The organism is Enterobacter cloacae complex sp. P18RS (assembly GCF_014982105.1).
GTDB classification, from domain to species: Bacteria; Pseudomonadota; Gammaproteobacteria; order Enterobacterales; family Enterobacteriaceae; genus Enterobacter; species Enterobacter hormaechei_C.
In genome coordinates this window covers 18417-36000 of the sequence record NZ_JADCKV010000017.1, presented here as the reverse complement: position 1 = coordinate 36000, position 17584 = coordinate 18417, and the positions used below count along the sequence as shown (strand labels likewise).

The following is a 17584-nucleotide window of genomic DNA, read 5'->3' as shown; positions in this document are numbered from 1 at the left end:
TAGTCCATATCATTTTTGCATAGACTCAAGATAAAACGATATTTTTTATTCTCTTCAGGCTATGGCGTAATGATAAAAAACAGATTTCCGGAGACGACCATGCCACGCCCACTCAACCAGACTGAGACCGATTTAAACGCCGATAACCTGCTGCGCCTGCCTGCCGAATTCGGCTGCCCGGTGTGGGTCTACGATGCGCAGATTGTGCGCGAGAAGATCGCCGCGCTGCATCAGTTTGATGTGGTGCGTTTTGCGCAGAAGGCCTGCTCCAATATTCATATTCTGCGCCTGATGCGCGAGCAGGGCGTGAAGGTTGACTCCGTATCGCTGGGTGAAATCGAACGTGCGCTGGCGGCCGGGTTTGATCCGAAAGCCGACAGCGACGCGATCGTCTTCACCGCTGACCTGATTGACGACGCCACGCTGGCGCGCGTGCACGAGCTGCAAATCCCGGTCAATGCCGGTTCGGTGGATATGCTGGAACAGCTTGGGCAGGTCTCTCCTGGCCATCGCGTCTGGCTGCGCATCAACCCGGGCTTTGGGCACGGTCACAGTCAGAAAACCAACACCGGGGGCGAAAACAGCAAGCACGGGATCTGGTATGCCGATATGCCTGCGGCGCTGGAGGTTTTACAACGCTACAACCTCAAGCTGGTGGGCATTCACATGCATATCGGGTCCGGCGTGGATTACGGCCATCTTGAGCAGGTCTGTGGCGCCATGGTGCGTCAGGTTATCGATTTTGGTCAGGATCTGGAGGCGATCTCCGCCGGGGGAGGGCTTTCGATTCCTTACCGCGAAGGGGAAGAGGCGATCGACACGGATCACTATTACGGCCTGTGGAGCGCCGCGCGTGACAGCATCGCCGCCCATCTGGGCCATGCGGTGAAGCTGGAGATTGAGCCGGGTCGTTTCCTGGTCGCCGAAGCTGGCGTGCTGGTGGCGCAGGTGCGGAGCGTGAAGGAGATGGGAAGCCGTCACTTTGTGCTGATTGATGCTGGCTTCAACGACCTGATGCGCCCGTCCATGTACGGCAGTTATCATCACATCACCGCGCTTGCCGCCGATGGCCGCGATCTGGTCAACGCCCCGCGCATCGAGACCGTTGTTGCCGGCCCGCTGTGTGAATCCGGTGACGTCTTTACTCAGCAGGAAGGCGGGAAAGTCGAAACCCGTTCGCTGCCAGAGGTAAAACCGGGAGATTATCTGGTGCTGCATGATACTGGCGCGTACGGGGCGTCTATGTCGTCCAACTACAATAGCCGCCCGCTGCTGCCGGAAGTGCTGTTTGATAACGGCGTGGCGCGGCTGATTCGCCGTCGCCAGACCATTCAGGAGCTGCTGGCGTTAGAGCTGGTCTGATTAAACCAGGGCCCTGTTGTCACCGAATCGCGTAACACCAGGGTGCCGGTGAACGGCGGGATCGCTTCAACCGGCTGGTTTTTTGCCAGCCGGATCGCCTGATCGATCGCCGTGATGATCATGTTGTCGATCGGCAGATACACCGACGACAGGGCAGGCTCCAGCCACTTTGCGCTGGGGGCATCGTCAAAACCAAACAGCGAAATATCCTGCGGGATCTTCAGCCCGGCCTGGTGTAATGCTTTGGAGGCACCCAGGGCCATATCATCGTTACAGGCAAACAGGGCGCTGAACGATGTCTTTTCCGCAATCAGCTCCTTGCACAGCTCGTAACCCCGCGTCATGCCTGCATCGCCGTATTTAATCCGCCGCTCGTCGAGACGAATACCGTGCTTCTCCAGCGCCTTACGGTAGCCCATCAGTCGCGCTTTACCCGTTGGCGTGTGGATCGGGACGGTGATACAGGCGATCTCCCGGTGGCCCTGGCTTATCAGGTAATCCACCGCTTTGAAGGCCGCGTCCTGCTGTTCAAAGAAGACGCAGCGATCCGCCGCCTGGCTCACTTCACGGTTAATGATCACCAGCGGCGTCTGCACGCTGTTGATCAGCTTCAGGATCGTCTTTTCGCTCATGTAACGCGTATACAGCACGATGGCGTCGCACTTGCGGTCGGCGAGCATCTGCACCGCCTGTTCTTCCTGTTCAGGGGCGTCGTGACCGTCGGTAACAATCAGCTGTTTTCCGTGCTTTTCGGTCTGCCGTGACGCCTGCTGTAGCAAACGACCAAAGTAAAAACCGTCGAACGTCGAGACGACCAGACCAATGCTGTTGCTGGTCTGGTTAGCCAGCGAACGCGCGAGAAAGTTCGGACGATAGCCCAGCTCCTCCATCGCGCGAAATACCTGCTGACGCGTGCTCTCTTTAACCTGACCTGTGCCGTTCAGCACGCGCGAAACGGTGGCCTTCGACACGCCCGCACGCAGTGAGACATCCAGCATTGTTGCCATTCGAAATTCCTGTTTCCACGTAATGGTTTGCAGTTTAACACAGACCATCCGGCGCATAAGCGACGTGGGAAGGGCAAAACCCCATAACGATCACGCTTTTCGGTAACGATCCTCGCCCGCGGGATAAATGCCTGTCATTGGCATGCCAAAATGGTGATAAATCGCAATCTGGAATACCTCTTACCTCATTGAGAGCTTAATCACAGAACAAAGCGCCTGTGGACGCTATTTTTGGCATACCAATAGTATCCGGCTGTCCATCTTATTCAATAAAAGCCCTTTTACTGAGGTATTACCCTATGGCATTTCAGGAAAAACTGATCGACGCTCTGGGCAGTTTTGCCACCACCTTCAACAGCTATCGCTATATCCAGGCGATTAAGTCTGCGTTTATTACCTTAATGCCGGTCATCATTGTGGGGGCGTTCTCGGTACTGATCTCCAATATGGTGCTGGATCCGAAAAACGGCCTGGCGAGCTTTCAGTCGCTGTCGTTTCTGGCGGCGTTAAAGCCGATCACCAGCGCGCTGAACTATGCCACGCTCAACTTTCTTAACATCGGCGCGGTGTTTTTAATCGGCATTGAACTGGGGCGTATTAACGGCATTAAGTCTCTGTTCCCCGGCCTGCTGGCGGTGATCTGCTTTATCTGCGTAACGCCGACGACGGTGGAAATGCTGGTGGACGGCGAGATGCACGTGGTGAAAGACGTGCTGCTGCGCCAGTTCTCGGATACCCGCAGCCTGTTCCTCGGCATGTTTATCGCCATCCTGTCAGTGGAGATTTACTGCTGGCTGGAAAACCGTAAGGGGCTGAAAATCAGGATGCCGGACACGGTGCCGCCGAACGTCGCCGCGTCGTTCTCTGCGCTGATCCCGGCCATTATCACCACCACCGCCATCGCCACCTTTGGCTTCGTGTTTCATCAGATTACCGGTATGTATCTCTACGACGCGGTTTACCAGGTGGTGCAACAGCCGCTGGAGCGGGTGGTGCAAAGCCTGCCGGGGATCCTGCTGCTGATGTTTGTCGCCCAGCTGTTCTGGGTGATTGGTATCCACGGCAACCAGATGATCAAGCCGATCCGCGAGCCGCTGCTGCTGGGGGCAATCACCGTTAACATGAGCGCGTTCGAGCAGGGCAAAGAGGTGCCAAACATCATCACCATGCCGTTCTGGGACGTCTATATGAGCATCGGCGGCTCCGGCCTGACCATCGGCCTGCTGATAGCCGTCATGATTGCCACCAAACGTAAAGAGATGAAGGAGATCGCCAAGCTCTCCATCGGCCCGGGTATTTTTAACATCAACGAGCCGGTGATCTTCGGGATGCCAGTCATGCTCAACCCGATCCTGGCTATCCCGTTCATCATCACGCCGCTGGTGACGGGCTCGATTGGCTACTTTGCCACCGTGACCGGATTTGCCGGGAAAGCCGTGGTGATGGTGCCCTGGACCACGCCGCCGCTGATCAACGCCTGGCTGTCAACCGCGGGCTCCATGGGGGCGGTGATCACCCAGTTTATCTGCATCGTGACCGCGGTGATTATCTATCTGCCGTTTGTGAAAATTGCCTCACGCCGCGCAGATCAGGCCGCACTGCAACAAGCCACCGATAACGCATGAGGACAGGATGAGCATAAAACAGATAACCATACCGCCAGATTTTATGCTGGGCGCGGCGGCATCGGCCTGGCAGACCGAGGGCTGGAGCGGCAAAAAGCCGGGGCAGGATTCGTGGATCGATCTCTGGTACAAGAACGATCGTCACGTCTGGCACAACGGCTACGGCCCGGCGGTGGCAACCGACTTTATCAATCGCTTTCGCGAAGACGTGGCGCTGATGAAGCAGGCGGGACTGACGCACTATCGCACCTCGATCAACTGGTCGCGCTTTTTGACCGACTATGAAAACGCCACCGTAGATGAAGAGTACGCCGCCTATTACGACGCGCTGTTCGATGAAATGCACCGTCAGGGCATTGAGCCGATGATCTGCCTGGAACACTACGAATTGCCGGGCGTGCTGCTGGAGACCTACGGCGGCTGGGCGTCGAAGCACGTCGTCGAGCTGTTCGTTCGCTATGCGGAAAAGGTGTTTGAGCGCTTTCACGGCAAAGTCACCCGCTGGTTTACCTTCAACGAGCCGATTGTGGTCCAGACGCGCGTCTACCTCGACGCGCTGCGCTGGCCCTATGAGCAGAACACCAGCACCTGGATGCAGTGGAACCACCATAAGGTGCTGGCGACGGCGAAAGTGGTGAAGCTGTTTCGCGAGAAAGGGTATGACGGCTCGGTGGGCTGTATTCTTAACCCGGAAGTGACCTATCCGCGCTCGCGCGCGCCGCATGACGTGCGGGCGGCAGAGATGTACGATCTGTTCTATAACCGCGTCTTTCTCGACCCGCTGGTGCACGGGCGCTATCCGCAGGCGCTTTTTACCCTGCTGGCGCAGCATCAGGTGCAGTGGGAATACACGGCTGACGAGCTGGCGCTGATTGCCGACAACACCGTCGACGAGCTGGGCATTAACCTCTATTACCCGCATCGCGTCAAAGCCCCGTCCCGCGCCTGGCACCTGGAGACGCCGTTCCACCCGGCGTACTACTACGAGCCGTTCGAGCTGCCGGGGCGGAGGATGAACACCTCCCGCGGCTGGGAGATCTTCCCGCGCATTATTTACGATATGGCGATGCGGATTAAAAACGAGTATCGCAACATTGACTGGTTTGTGGCGGAAAGCGGGATGGGCGTGGAGAACGAAGCGGAGTTTCGCAATCGCGACGGCATTATCGATGACGCATACCGCATCGCGTTTATCAGCGAACATCTTTATTACACGCTGCTGGCGCGGGAGGCGGGGGCTAACTGCCACGGCTATATGCTGTGGGCCTTCACCGACAACGTCTCCCCGATGAACGCGTTTAAAAACCGCTACGGGCTTATTGAGATCGACCTTGAAAACCATCGCGCACGGCGGGCAAAGAAATCGGCATCCTGGTTTCGCCAGCTGCGCGATGAGCGTGTGATGACGCTCAGGGTTGACGATGAATGGAAGTAAGCCTTCTGGTAAAATAGCGCACAAACTGGCCGGGAGGACGTCCGGCCCGCGCATTAACTGAAAAACACAGGTGAAAACGTGGATAAGGCTGTCATCCTGCCGGAAAAAAAACAGTACCAGGAGATTGGCGAGGATTTACGGGCGCAGATTATCCAGGGGCATTATCCCGTGGGATCGCGTCTGCCGCCGGAGCGCAACATCGCCGAGACGTATGGCGTGAGCCGCACTATCGTGCGCGAGGCGCTGCTGATGCTTGAGCTACAGGGGACGGTGGATATTCGCCAGGGGTCTGGCGTGTACGTGATGCGCATTCCGGAGGAGCATGAAAACGAGGAAGAACGTTTTCTGAACAGTGACGTGGGTCCGTTTGAAATTCTCCAGGCGCGTCAGCTGCTTGAAAGCAACATTGCCGCCTTTGCCGCAAAAATGGCGACGCGGGCGGATATCGACAACCTGCGCCGCATCATCGAGCAGGAGCAACGGGCTATTGCCGCCGACGATCGCAGCCAGGACAACAACAAAATGTTCCACCTGGTACTGGCGGGGGCCACACAAAACCAGATGCTGCTGGCGACCGTTGAAAGCGTCTGGCATCACATGGACAGCAGCCCACTGTGGCAGCAATTCAACGGCCACATCGCCAGCCGCGCATGGCGGCTGAAATGGCTCGGCGACAGGCAAACCATTCTCGCTGCGCTCCGCCGCCGCGACGTGATGGGGGCGTGGCAGGCGATGTTCCAGCATCTTGAAAACGTCAAAAAGAGCCTGCTTGAGCTGTCAGACGAAGACGCGCCCGATTTTGACGGCTATCTCTTTGAATCGGTCCCCCTTTTCCAGGGGAAACTGGTGTGAATATACTGCCGCTTCACGCTGCGCCGCAGTTTACACAGCGGGTGATCGACTGGATCTGGAACGCGTTTGGTGAAGGTATGCCGCGTGCCTTTTTCCAGAGCATTGTTGAGCACAGCCTGACGCCGGGCGAGTTACCGCTCACCTTTATTGCCGTTGAGGATGACCAGCTGCTGGGCACCGTTGGGTTGTGGCGTTGCGATTTAATTTCCCGGCAGGATCTCTACCCCTGGCTGGCTGCGCTGTATGTCGATGAAGCCGCCCGGGGAAACGGGCTGGCGGGAAAACTTCAGCAGCATGTTATCGGCTACGCGCGACGCGCCGGGTATCACGAGCTTCATCTCTGGTCTGCCTGCCGCGACTTCTACGAACGTTACGGCTGGCACTACATCGGCGATGCGCTGGAATACCCGGATAAAACCGTCCATCTCTATCGCTGTTCGCTCACGGCTTCCGCGGGCGATACCACCGAGTGACGGCGCACTAAGGTTGGGCTGAACAGGTGGGTAATTTCCGGTGGCGGGCGATGCTCGGCCAGCGCTAACGCCAGTTCTGCCGCCTGCGTTGCCATGGTCACAATCGGGTAGCGCACGGTGGTCAGGCGAGGGCGCACGTAGCGCGATACCAGCACATCATCAAAGCCAATCAGCGAAATTTCTGCCGGGACGTCAATCCCGTTATCATTCAGCACGCCCATTGCGCCGGCGGCCATGGAGTCGTTATAGCTGGCCACGGCGGTGAAATTCCGCCCGCGGCCCAGCAGCTCCGTCATCGCCTGCTCGCCGCCACTCTCATCCGGTTCTCCGTACGCCACAAGACGATCGTTGCACGGCAGACCGGCTTCGCGCAGCGCGTCGTAATAGCCCTGAAGGCGATCTTCCGCATCGGAAATTGGGTGGTTGGAGCACAGATAACCAATTCGGGTATGGCCCTGCTGGATCAGATGACGGGTTGCGAGCCATGCGCCGTAACGGTCGTCGAGCGCCACGCAGCGGGTTTCAAAACCGGGAATAATACGGTTGATAATCACCATCCCCGGCATCTGTTTCATCAGATGGATCAGCTCGGCGTCGGGGATCATTTTGGCATGGACCACCAGCGCCGCACAGCGATGACGGATCAGTTGCTCAATGGCCTGGCGCTCTTTCTGTTCATTGTGGTAGCCATTACCAATCAGCAGGAAATTACCGGTGTGATAAGAGACTTGTTCTACGGCTTTGACCATTGCACCGAAAAACGGATCGGATACATCCCCGACCACCAGCCCGATGGTTTCTGTCGACTGCTGGGCAAGGGCGCGCGCGTTGGCGTTAGGGTGATAATTCAGGTTTTCCATGGCGTCCTGCACGGCCTGGCGCGATGCATCACTCGCTTTAGGGGAGTTGTTGATCACGCGGGAGACGGTCGCGACGGAAACACCGGCCAGACGAGCCACATCCTTAATTGTCGCCATTCAATACCTTCTTATTGGGGTAAGCGTTTACACACTAACTAGTGTTGCGGAAAAGCGGCGCGCATTCAAGGGGAGCGGGTGAGCGTCCTCTGCAAACGTGAAGCAGAACATCCCTCGCGGTGTAATCGTTACACAGCCAGTCATGTCTGAATAATGTCAATCTGAACCTTTAGTTACACTTTGCCTCAGGCTGTTGCGATTGTCCGTTAGCAACGATGCGTAGTGAATTGCTAGAGTCGAGATCCCAGAGGTATTGATAGGTGGAATCAACTTCGGTTGATTAACACGATTTACACCAACCTGCGTTTTACGCAGGTTTTTTTTTGCCTGTAAGTTCAACCTGTAACAGCAAAAGAGAATATTCACACCTGGTTGCACTTCGGCTCATTCCCTTGCGTTTTCCCGCTGGCGAAGCCTGTCGCCGGAGGCCACAATCAAGATCCCAGAGGTATTGATTGGTGAGAATTCCTGGTACGTTTTCGTACTCTTCTCTTGCACCAACCTGCGCGGATGCGCAGGTTTTTTTTCGCCTCTGTTTTTGCTATCGCTCCCTCACTACTTCTCGTGTAATCTGCCACCATTTATACCTTTCACACTGGCTGGCAAAGGGAGTTGAAATGCTTTTTGGGTTCTTCCGCACACTGTTTCGTGTCCTGTTTCGCATCCGCGTGACTGGCGATACGCAGGCACTCTATGGCGAGCGTGTGCTTATCACACCGAATCACGTCTCTTTTCTTGATGGCGTATTGCTGGCGCTGTTTTTGCCCGTGCGGCCCGTCTTCGCGGTTTACAGCTCCATCAGTGAAAAATGGTACATGCGCTGGCTCAAACCGCTGATTGATTTTGTCCCGCTCGACCCAACCAAACCGATGATGATTAAACATCTGGTGCGTCTGATTGGGCAGGGGCGCCCGGTGGTTATCTTCCCGGAAGGGCGTATTTCAGTGACGGGCTCCCTGATGAAAATTTACGACGGGGCCGGTTTTGTCGCGGCGAAGTCTCAGGCCACCGTCGTGCCACTACGCATCGACGGGGCTGAGCTGACCTTTTTCAGCCGTCTGAAAGGGCTGGTGAAGCAGCGTCTGTTCCCGAAAATTACCCTGCATATATTACCGCCGACGTCACTGCCGATGCCCGAGGCGCCGCGCGCGCGCGACCGCCGTAAAATCGCCGGGGAAATGCTGCACCAGATTATGATGGAAGCGCGCATGGCCGTTCGCCCGCGCGAAACGCTGTATGAATCGTTGCTGTCGGCGCAGTATCGCTACGGTGCGAAGAAAAACTGCATCGAAGACATCAATTTTACGCCGGATACCTACCGTAAGCTGTTGACCAAAACGCTGTTTGTCGGGCGTATTCTGGAAAAGTACAGCAAACAGGGCGAAAAGATCGGCCTGATGCTGCCAAACGCGGGTATCAGCGCGGCGGTAATCTTTGGTGCCGTCTCCCGGGGCCGCATTCCGGCGATGATGAACTACACGGCGGGCGTGAAAGGGCTCTCCAGCGCGATTACCGCCGCACAAATCAACACCGTCTTTACCTCCCGCCAGTTCCTGGATAAAGGCAAGCTGTGGCACCTGCCGGAACAGCTGACGCAGGTGCGCTGGGTGTTCCTGGAAGATCTGAAAGCAGACGTCACGACCGCCGACAAGCTGTGGATTTTCGCGCACCTGCTGATGCCGCGTCTGGCGCAGGTTAAGCAGCAGCCGGAGGATGATGCCATTATCCTCTTTACCTCTGGCTCTGAAGGTAACCCGAAAGGTGTGGTTCACAGCCACAAAAGCATTCTGGCGAACGTCGAACAGATTAAAACCATTGCTGACTTTACCGCCAATGATCGCTTTATGTCGGCGCTGCCGCTGTTCCACTCCTTTGGCCTGACCGTGGGGCTCTTTACGCCGCTGCTGACCGGTGCCGAGGTGTTCCTCTACCCAAGCCCGCTGCACTACCGCATTGTGCCGGAGCTGGTTTATGACCGTAACTGCACAGTGCTGTTCGGGACGTCCACCTTCCTCGGAAACTACGCGCGCTTCGCCAACCCGTATGATTTTTTCCGCGTGCGCTACGTGGTGGCGGGGGCGGAAAAACTCCAGGACAGCACGCGCCAGATCTGGCAGGACAAGTTTGGCCTGCGCATTCTGGAAGGCTATGGCGTGACGGAGTGCGCGCCGGTGGTCTCCATCAACGTTCCGATGGCGGCAAAACCGGGAACGGTTGGCCGCATTCTGCCGGGGCTGGACGCACGTCTGCTGGCGGTGCCGGGTATTGAAGACGGCGGACGTCTTCAACTGAAAGGGCCGAACGTCATGAACGGCTATCTGCGTGTGGAAAACCCGGGCGTGCTTGAGGCGCCGACGGCCGAGAACGTCAATGGCGAGGTTGAAATGGGCTGGTACGACACGGGCGATATCGTGCGCTTCGACGATCAGGGCTTCGTGCAGATCCAGGGACGTGCAAAACGCTTCGCCAAAATCGCCGGGGAAATGGTCTCTCTTGAAATGGTCGAAACGCTGGCGACCGCAGTCTCGGCGGAGAAAATGCATGCGACCGTGGTGAAAAGTGATGCCAGTAAAGGCGAGGCGCTGGTGCTCTTCACGACAGACGGTGAACTGAAGCGTGATGCGCTGCTCAGGTATGCACGCGAACACGGTATCCCCGAGCTGGCGGTCCCCCGCGATATTCGTTACCTCAAACAGTTACCGGTGCTGGGCAGCGGTAAACCCGATTTCGTGACCCTGAAGGGCATGGTTGAAGAGGCAGAACAGCAAAATGCGTGAGTCAGTGCACACTAACACTTCAATCTGGTCGAAAGGCATGATGGCGGTTATCGCCGCCCAGTTTCTTTCCGCGTTCGGCGATAACGCGTTGCTGTTTGCCACGCTGGCATTGCTGAAAGCTGAGTTTTATCCCGACTGGAGCCAGCCGATCCTACAGATGGTGTTTGTGGGTGCTTACATCGTATTTGCGCCGTTTGTCGGCCAGGTGGCGGACAGCTTCCCGAAAGGTCGGGTCATGATGTTTGCCAACAGCCTTAAGCTTCTGGGCGCGGCAAGTATCTGCTTTGGTATCAACCCGTTTGTCGGCTACACGCTGGTGGGCATTGGTGCGGCAGCCTACTCCCCGGCGAAGTACGGTATTCTGGGTGAGCTCACCACCGGTGATAAGCTGGTGAAGGCCAACGGCCTGATGGAGTCCTCCACCATTGCGGCTATTCTGCTGGGTTCGGTGGCGGGTGGCGTACTGGCAGACTGGCATGTGCTCGCCGCGCTTGGCATCTGCGCCCTGATGTACGGTGGCGCGGTGATCGCCAACCTGTTTATCCCCAAACTGGCCGTGGCGCGTCCGGGGCAATCCTGGCGCTTCGGGCCAATGACCGGCAGCTTCTTCAACGCCTGCCGCGTACTGTGGCGTAACGGTGAAACACGCTTCTCGCTGATGGGCACCAGCATGTTCTGGGGGGCCGGCGTTACGCTGCGTTTCCTGCTGGTGCTGTGGGTGCCGGTGGCGCTGGGCATTACTGACAACGCCACGCCGACTTATCTGAATGCCATGGTCGCCGTCGGGATTGTTGTCGGGGCCGGGGCTGCGGCAAAACTGGTGACGCTGGAAACCGTCGCGCGCTGCATGCCTGCGGGGATCCTGATTGGCGTCGGCGTTCTATTCTTCTCCCTGCAACATGCCCTATTGCCTGCCTATGCCCTGCTGTTGCTGATCGGCATGTTAGGCGGTTTCTTTGTGGTGCCGCTAAACGCGCTGTTGCAGGAGCGCGGCAAGCAGACCGTTGGGGCGGGTAACGCCATTGCGGTGCAAAACCTTGGTGAAAACATGGCGATGTTACTGATGCTGGGGATTTACTCGCTGGCGGTAAAAGCAGGTGCGCCGGTCGTGGCAATCGGGGTAGGATTCGGCGCGCTGTTCGCGCTGGCGATTAGCGGTCTGTGGGTCTGGCAGCGTCGTCGTTGAATTGTGCGGCCTGATGCCCTCACCCCGGCCCTCTCCCACGGGGAGAGGGTGAAAACCCTAAAAACGGCAACGCACGTTGCCGTTTTGCTTTTATTACGGTGCCGGGTAGGTGTATACCTGATGCACCGCTTCAATCTCCGCTAATACCTCTTCACTCAGGTTCAGATGGAAACTCTCAATATTGGTTTTCAACTGATCCATCGTCGTTGCGCCGAGCAGGGTACTCGCCACAAACGGCTGACGACGCACGAAGGCCAGCGCCATCTGCGCCGGATCGAGTCCGTGGCGTTTCGCGATATCCACGTAGGCCGCAACGGCTTTTTGCGTCTGCTCGCCGCTATAGCGGGTGAAGCGGCTGAAAAGCGTGTTACGCGCACCAGCCGGTTTCGCGCCGTTCAGGTATTTGCCCGTCAGGGTACCGAAGCCCAGGCAAGAGTAGGCGAGCAGTTCCACCTCTTCGTACTGCGTCACCTCCGCCAGACCCACTTCATAACTGCGGTTCAGCAGGCTGTACGGGTTCTGAATGGTCACGATGCGCGGCAGGTCGTGTTTATCGGCCAGATGCAGATAGCGCATCACGCCAAACGCCGTCTCGTTGGAAACGCCAATGTAGCGGATCTTACCCGCCCGCTGGCACTCCGTGAGCGCTTCCAGCGTTTCCAGCAGGGTAACTGCCGGAGCACTTTCGTTCCAGGTGTAGCCAAGCTTACCGAAGCAGTTCGTCGGACGCTGCGGCCAGTGCACCTGATAAAGATCGAGATAGTCGGTTTGCAGGCGCTTGAGGCTGGCATCCAGCGCGGCACGGATATTCTTGCGATCAAGGATCTGGTTAGGGCGGATCCCGGCATCGTTATTACGGGAAGGGCCGCTGACTTTGGAGGCGATGACCAGCTTTTCGCGATTGCCGCGTTTCGCCAGCCAGTTGCCGACATACGTTTCAGTAAGACCTTGTGTTTCCGGGCGGGGAGGAACGGGGTACATCTCCGCCACGTCAATCAGGTTAATGCCCTGGCTGACGGCGTAATCGAGTTGTGCATGGGCATCGGCTTCGCTGTTTTGTTCACCAAATGTCATGGTGCCCAACCCCAGTTGGCTGATCTCCAGAGCGCTGTGGGGGATACGGTGATAATGCATAGCCGGTTTCCTTTTTTTGACATACAGACTGCGTCAGGAACCTCCCGACAAAGGAATATAAACATGGCAGAGGGAAGGCAAAAGGGGAAGGAAAAAATCAAAAAGGCCAGCAAGCTACTGACCTTTATCTGTTTAACGCTCGATGATCTGGGAGACTTCGTCGCGATTAATCTGCATTTGATTGCCTTCGCGATCGCGGTAACTCACCAGACCGGTATCGTCGTCGACTTCGGGTTTGCCATCGGTCAGGATCATACGACCATCTTTCGTTGACATGACATAGTCGCTACTGCAACCCGATACCGCAAACGCTAAACCGACTGCTGAGATAATTACTGCCCATTTTTTCATCGTTCTCATCCTCACCTGGCTCGTATCAAATCATAGTGTAGTAATAACCTGATATTACGACAGGTGAAAGGGGGGAAATCTTAAAAAGGAGGAGATTATGTTAGCCGGAGCGCAAAATTGGTAAAAAACTATGTTTTCAACAGGAAGTGGCGTGCCAGCAGCGCCCCGGTGAAATTCTTTTTAAGATAGAAACCGCGCGGCAGCGTCAGGATCGGTTCGCCCTGTGCGCCTACCGCTTCAGTGAGCGCTTTGCTGTTGGCGGCTTTGGGACGAAGTTGCAGCACTTCGCCATGCCGGGCGGTGATACGCTCAACCTGTCCCAGCACAATCATGTCCATCAGCTCTTCCCAGTCCTGGGAAAGCTGTCTCTCCTCTTCTTCATTCGGGCTCCAGAGCAGCGGGGCGCCAACGCGACGCTCAGCCAGCGGGATCTGCCTGTCGCCCTCAACGGGTACCCACAACACCCGCTTCAGCTTATGCCTGACGTGGCTGGTTTCCCATGTCACTCCGCTGTTACCCGTGAGCGGCGCAACGCAGACAAAGGTGGTTTCCAGCGGCCGCCCCTGGCTATCGATGGGGATCGTCTTCAGTTCCACCCCCAGCGCCGCAAAATCTTGCTCGGGTTTACTGCCCGCGCTTGCGCCCAGCCAGCGTTCCAGCAACACGCCGATCCAGCCCTTATCACGCTTTAGATCGTTGGGTATCGTCAACCCCGCCATCACGGCCAGCTCGCCCAGTGAATAGCCTGCCAGGCGTTGTGCCTGCTGGAGCAACTGGGCTTCACTGACGGGAGGAGAGAGCAGTGGGGTGAGAGATTGCATGCTAACGACCTTTTGATTAAAAAATGAGCTGATATTTTATCCCTTGTGGACAGAGTTTACCTTTTTCTGTGCACCTATTCCATGTGGATGATTTATATCATCTTTTTTAGAATACAATCCGTCCCGCGGCGGCTAAAAAACAGGTTGTGCAATTCTGGTCACTGACAATAAACAGGATCTTACACCATGTTATCCACAGAAAAATGGGATAACTGGGAATAACTGCCACTACTGTTTCAATTTACAGCCTTGACGTGCGATGAAAATCGAATTTTCACACAAATTGTGCCTAACTTATTGGCACAAACTGTGGATAAAACCGACGCTGTTCGATCTTTCATCAGCAGGAGGATCTTTGATGTGATGATCGTCACGTTTATCGCCCTGGATACCCTTAATTTCAATATAATCATATGAATTTAAATGATTTGTTATAAGCGAGGTAAATTGGCGGCTCGTCGGGCTACAAGGTTGTTCATCGGTAATTCCGCACTTCTTCACAACTATATCCACAGAAAAGGTGAATAAAAATGGTCTCTGTCGCCCGCATCTGTTTATAACTCCGCACTAAATTGTGAGTTATTCAAATGTTATTAGGTTGCAGGCCTGTAAGAGAGTGGTTTACCGCCTCCCTGTAGTGTGAAACAATCATTCATATATCAGATTTAGTTTGGGGTAGTCCGGTGATTGATGACGATGGCTACCGCCCAAACGTAGGAATAGTAATTTGTAATCGTCAGGGCCAGGTGATGTGGGCCCGGCGATATGGTCAGCACTCCTGGCAGTTCCCGCAAGGCGGGATCAATCCCGGAGAGTCCCCAGAACAAGCGATGTACCGGGAGCTGTTTGAAGAGGTTGGTTTAAGCCGAAAAGATGTTCGCATCCTGGCTTCGACCCGCAACTGGTTGCGTTACAAGTTACCGAAACGTTTGGTGCGTTGGGACACAAAGCCGGTTTGTATCGGCCAGAAACAGAAGTGGTTTCTTTTGCAGTTGGTGGGCAACGATTCAGATATCAATATGCAAACCAGCAGCACGCCAGAGTTTGATGGCTGGCGCTGGGTAAGCTACTGGTATCCGGTTCGTCAGGTCGTGTCATTTAAGCGCGATGTATATCGTAGGGTGATGAAAGAGTTCGCAAGTGTCGTGATGCAGCTTCAGGAGACGCCTCCGAAGCCACAGAGCGCACCTGCCTGGCGACGTAAAAGAGGTTAAGCTACGCAAATCATGCTCACCCGCTTGCGAGAAATAGTTGAAAAGGTTGCCAGTGCGCCTCGCCTCAACGAGGCGCTGAATATTCTGGTGACGGACATCTGTCTTGCGATGGAAACCGAGGTCTGTTCGGTCTACCTGGCCGACCATGACCGACGTTGCTACTACCTGATGGCAACCCGCGGTTTAAAAAAACCACGGGGACGTACCGTCACGCTCGCGTTTGATGAAGGTATTGTTGGCCTGGTCGGGCGACTGGCGGAGCCAATCAACCTTGCCGATGCGCAAAAACATCCCAGCTTCAAATATATCCCTTCCGTCAAAGAGGAGCGGTTCCGCGCTTTCCTTGGCGTGCCGATTATTCAGCGTCGTCAACTGCTTGGCGTGCTTGTTGTCCAGCAGCGAGAGTTGCGTCAGTACGACGAAAGCGAGGAGTCTTTCCTCGTCACGCTGGCAACGCAGATGGCTGCGATCCTCTCCCAGTCTCAGCTGGCAGCCCTTTTTGGGCAGTATCGTCATACCCGCATCCGCGCGCTTCCGGCCTCGCCGGGCGTCGCGATTGCCGAAGGCTGGATGGATGCCACGCTCCCCCTGATGGAGCAGGTCTATGAAGCCTCGACGCTGGATGAAGCGCTTGAGCGCGAACGGCTTACCGCTGCGCTGGAAGAGGCGGCGAATGAGTTTCGTCGCTACAGCAAACGCTTTGCCGCTGGCGCGCAAAAAGAGACGGCGGCCATTTTCGACCTCTACTCACACCTGCTTTCCGATGCGCGTTTGCGTCGTGAGTTATTTGCCGAGGTCGATAAAGGTTCGGTGGCAGAGTGGGCGGTTAAAAAGGTCATTGAAAAATTTGCCGAGCAGTTTGCGGTGCTGACTGACGGTTATCTGAAAGAGCGCGCCGGCGATTTACGCGCGCTTGGGCAACGTCTGCTGTTCCACCTTGATGATACTATTCAGGGGGCGAATGCCTGGCCGAGCCGGTTTGTACTGGTGGCCGATGAACTCTCGGCGACGACGCTGGCGGAATTACCGCAGGACAGGCTGGCGGGCGTAGTGGTGCGCGATGGCGCAGCTAACTCCCATGCCGCCATTATGGTGCGCGCGCTCGGTATTCCGACCGTGATGGGGGCGGATATTCAGCCCTCCGTACTGCACCGCCGTACGCTGGTGGTGGACGGATACCGCGGTGAGTTGCTGGTGGATCCTGAGCCGGTTCTCCTTCAGGAGTACCAGCGTCTTATCAGCGAAGAGAATGAATTAAGCAAGCTGGCGGAAGATGACGTCAACCTGCCCGCGCAGCTCAAGAGCGGTGAGCGTGTGAAGGTGATGCTCAATGCTGGCTTAAGCCCTGAGCATGAAGAGAAGCTCGGCAGCCGCATCGATGGCATCGGCCTCTACCGCACCGAAATACCGTTTATGCTGCAAAGCGGCTTCCCGTCAGAAGAGGAGCAGGTGGCGCAGTATCAGGGCATGTTGCAGATGTTTAACGATAAACCCGTCACGTTGCGCACCCTGGACGTCGGCGCGGATAAGCAACTGCCCTATATGCCCATCAGTGAAGAGAATCCCTGCCTCGGCTGGCGTGGGATCCGCATAACCCTCGATCAGCCGGAAATCTTCCTTATCCAGGTTCGTGCGATGCTGCGTGCCAACGCGGCCACGGGGAATCTCAGCATTTTGCTGCCGATGGTCACCAGTATTGACGAGATCGACGAAGCGCGGCGGTTGATAGAACGTGCAGGGCGCGAAGTGGAAGAGATGATCGGCTATGCGATCCCTAAACCCCGTATTGGCGTGATGCTTGAAGTGCCTTCGATGGTCTTTATGTTGCCGCAGCTGGCGACCCGCGTTGATTTTATCTCCGTTGGCACCAACGACTTAACGCAATACATTCTGGCGGTCGATCGCAACAATACGCGCGTTGCCAGCATCTACGACAGCCTGCATCCGGCGATGCTTCGTGCCCTGGCGATGATCGCCCGCGAAGCCGAGCAGCATAATATCGACCTGCGCCTGTGCGGTGAAATGGCCGGCGATCCGATGTGCGTGGCGATCCTGATTGGTCTCGGTTTCCGTCACCTGTCAATGAACGGACGTTCCGTTGCGCGTGTGAAATACCTGTTACGTCACATCGAACAAGATGAGGCGCGCGAACTGGCCGCGCGTAGCCTGGAAGCACAGCTGGCAGCCGAAGTGCGCCATCAGGTGGCTGCGTTTATGGAGCGACGCGGCATGGGCGGTTTGATCCGCGGCGGCCGCTGATCCCCACAAAATAATGACGGCTCGGACGCCCCCCTCTCCCTTGAGGGAGAGGGATAGGGTGAGAGGGAACAGCGCGCATGAAACCCTATACACATCTTTTACATCTCAGGC

At 56.4% G+C, this 17584-nt stretch carries 14 protein-coding genes; 9 read left to right on the top strand and 5 right to left on the bottom strand.

From position 1 onward, the window contains the following. Window positions 1–99 precede the first annotated feature (99 nt). Complete coding sequence (lysA, locus tag INF61_RS13635; RefSeq protein WP_017692727.1) at window positions 100–1362, top strand: diaminopimelate decarboxylase; 1263 nt, start codon at window positions 100–102, stop codon at window positions 1360–1362. Here the strand turns inward: lysA and INF61_RS13630 are convergent. Further along, window positions 1332–2369, bottom strand: a complete 1038-nt coding sequence (locus tag INF61_RS13630) for a LacI family DNA-binding transcriptional regulator (protein WP_017692728.1) — start codon at window positions 2367–2369, stop codon at window positions 1332–1334. The two genes, lysA and INF61_RS13630, sit on opposite strands and share 31 nt — an antisense overlap. Before the next feature lie 299 nt (window positions 2370–2668). On the opposite strand from INF61_RS13630, the gene INF61_RS13625 reads away from it, so the two are divergent. The 4 genes from INF61_RS13625 to INF61_RS13610 all read left to right on the top strand — a co-directional run bounded on the left by INF61_RS13625 (window position 2669) and on the right by INF61_RS13610 (window position 6754). Continuing rightward, window positions 2669–3994 (top strand): PTS sugar transporter subunit IIC, encoded by a 1326-nt coding sequence (locus tag INF61_RS13625; protein ID WP_023304355.1) that lies wholly within the window; start codon window positions 2669–2671, stop codon window positions 3992–3994. 7 nt (window positions 3995–4001) lie between these two features. Continuing rightward, window positions 4002–5429 carry a glycoside hydrolase family 1 protein gene (locus INF61_RS13620; protein WP_023304354.1) on the top strand — a complete coding sequence of 476 codons (1428 nt, stop codon included), beginning with the start codon at window positions 4002–4004 and terminating at the stop codon, window positions 5427–5429. Window positions 5430–5507: 78 nt separating this feature from the next. Next, window positions 5508–6281, top strand: coding sequence for an FCD domain-containing protein (locus tag INF61_RS13615; RefSeq protein ID WP_003862809.1), 774 nt, complete (start codon window positions 5508–5510; stop codon window positions 6279–6281). Beyond that, entirely contained in the window at window positions 6278–6754 is a 477-nt protein-coding gene (locus tag INF61_RS13610; RefSeq protein ID WP_017692731.1) for a GNAT family N-acetyltransferase, read from the top strand. Before INF61_RS13615 ends, INF61_RS13610 begins: the two co-directional genes overlap by 4 nt. On the opposite strand, the gene galR is transcribed toward INF61_RS13610, so the two are convergent. After that, a complete protein-coding gene (gene galR, locus INF61_RS13605) occupies window positions 6709–7731 on the bottom strand; it encodes an HTH-type transcriptional regulator GalR (RefSeq protein WP_003862806.1) in 1023 nt (340 codons plus the stop codon). The genes INF61_RS13610 and galR overlap by 46 nt on opposite strands. 617 nt (window positions 7732–8348) lie before the next feature. On the opposite strand from galR, the gene aas reads away from it, so the two are divergent. Together aas and lplT are read left to right on the top strand one after the other, a co-directional pair. Continuing rightward, window positions 8349–10508: a bifunctional acyl-ACP--phospholipid O-acyltransferase/long-chain-fatty-acid--ACP ligase gene (aas, locus tag INF61_RS13600; RefSeq protein ID WP_047716749.1), complete on the top strand. Its 2160-nt coding sequence runs from the start codon at window positions 8349–8351 to the stop codon at window positions 10506–10508. Next, window positions 10501–11694, top strand: coding sequence for a lysophospholipid transporter LplT (gene lplT, locus INF61_RS13595; protein ID WP_003862801.1), 1194 nt, complete (start codon window positions 10501–10503; stop codon window positions 11692–11694). The genes aas and lplT overlap by 8 nt, the downstream gene beginning before the upstream one ends. Window positions 11695–11787: 93 nt before the next feature. On the opposite strand, the gene INF61_RS13590 is transcribed toward lplT, so the two are convergent. The 3 genes from INF61_RS13590 to mutH form a co-directional block, all read right to left on the bottom strand. Beyond that, window positions 11788–12828: an NADP(H)-dependent aldo-keto reductase gene (locus INF61_RS13590; protein WP_015571754.1), complete on the bottom strand. Its 1041-nt coding sequence runs from the start codon at window positions 12826–12828 to the stop codon at window positions 11788–11790. Between the two features lie 132 nt (window positions 12829–12960). Further along, complete coding sequence (locus tag INF61_RS13585; RefSeq protein ID WP_003862794.1) at window positions 12961–13179, bottom strand: YgdI/YgdR family lipoprotein; 219 nt, start codon at window positions 13177–13179, stop codon at window positions 12961–12963. 128 nt (window positions 13180–13307) lie between these two features. Then, window positions 13308–14000 carry a DNA mismatch repair endonuclease MutH gene (mutH, locus tag INF61_RS13580; RefSeq protein ID WP_047055894.1) on the bottom strand — a complete coding sequence of 231 codons (693 nt, stop codon included), beginning with the start codon at window positions 13998–14000 and terminating at the stop codon, window positions 13308–13310. Window positions 14001–14683: 683 nt separating this feature from the next. Here mutH and rppH point away from each other — a divergent pair. Both rppH and ptsP read left to right on the top strand, forming a co-directional pair. Further along, window positions 14684–15214 (top strand): RNA pyrophosphohydrolase, encoded by a 531-nt coding sequence (gene rppH, locus INF61_RS13575; protein WP_003862791.1) that lies wholly within the window; start codon window positions 14684–14686, stop codon window positions 15212–15214. A gap of 12 nt (window positions 15215–15226) precedes the next feature. Then, the gene (gene ptsP / locus INF61_RS13570; protein ID WP_015571752.1) at window positions 15227–17473 is read left to right on the top strand and encodes a phosphoenolpyruvate--protein phosphotransferase; all 2247 of its coding nucleotides are present in this window, start codon (window positions 15227–15229) and stop codon (window positions 17471–17473) included. Window positions 17474–17584 lie beyond the last annotated feature (111 nt).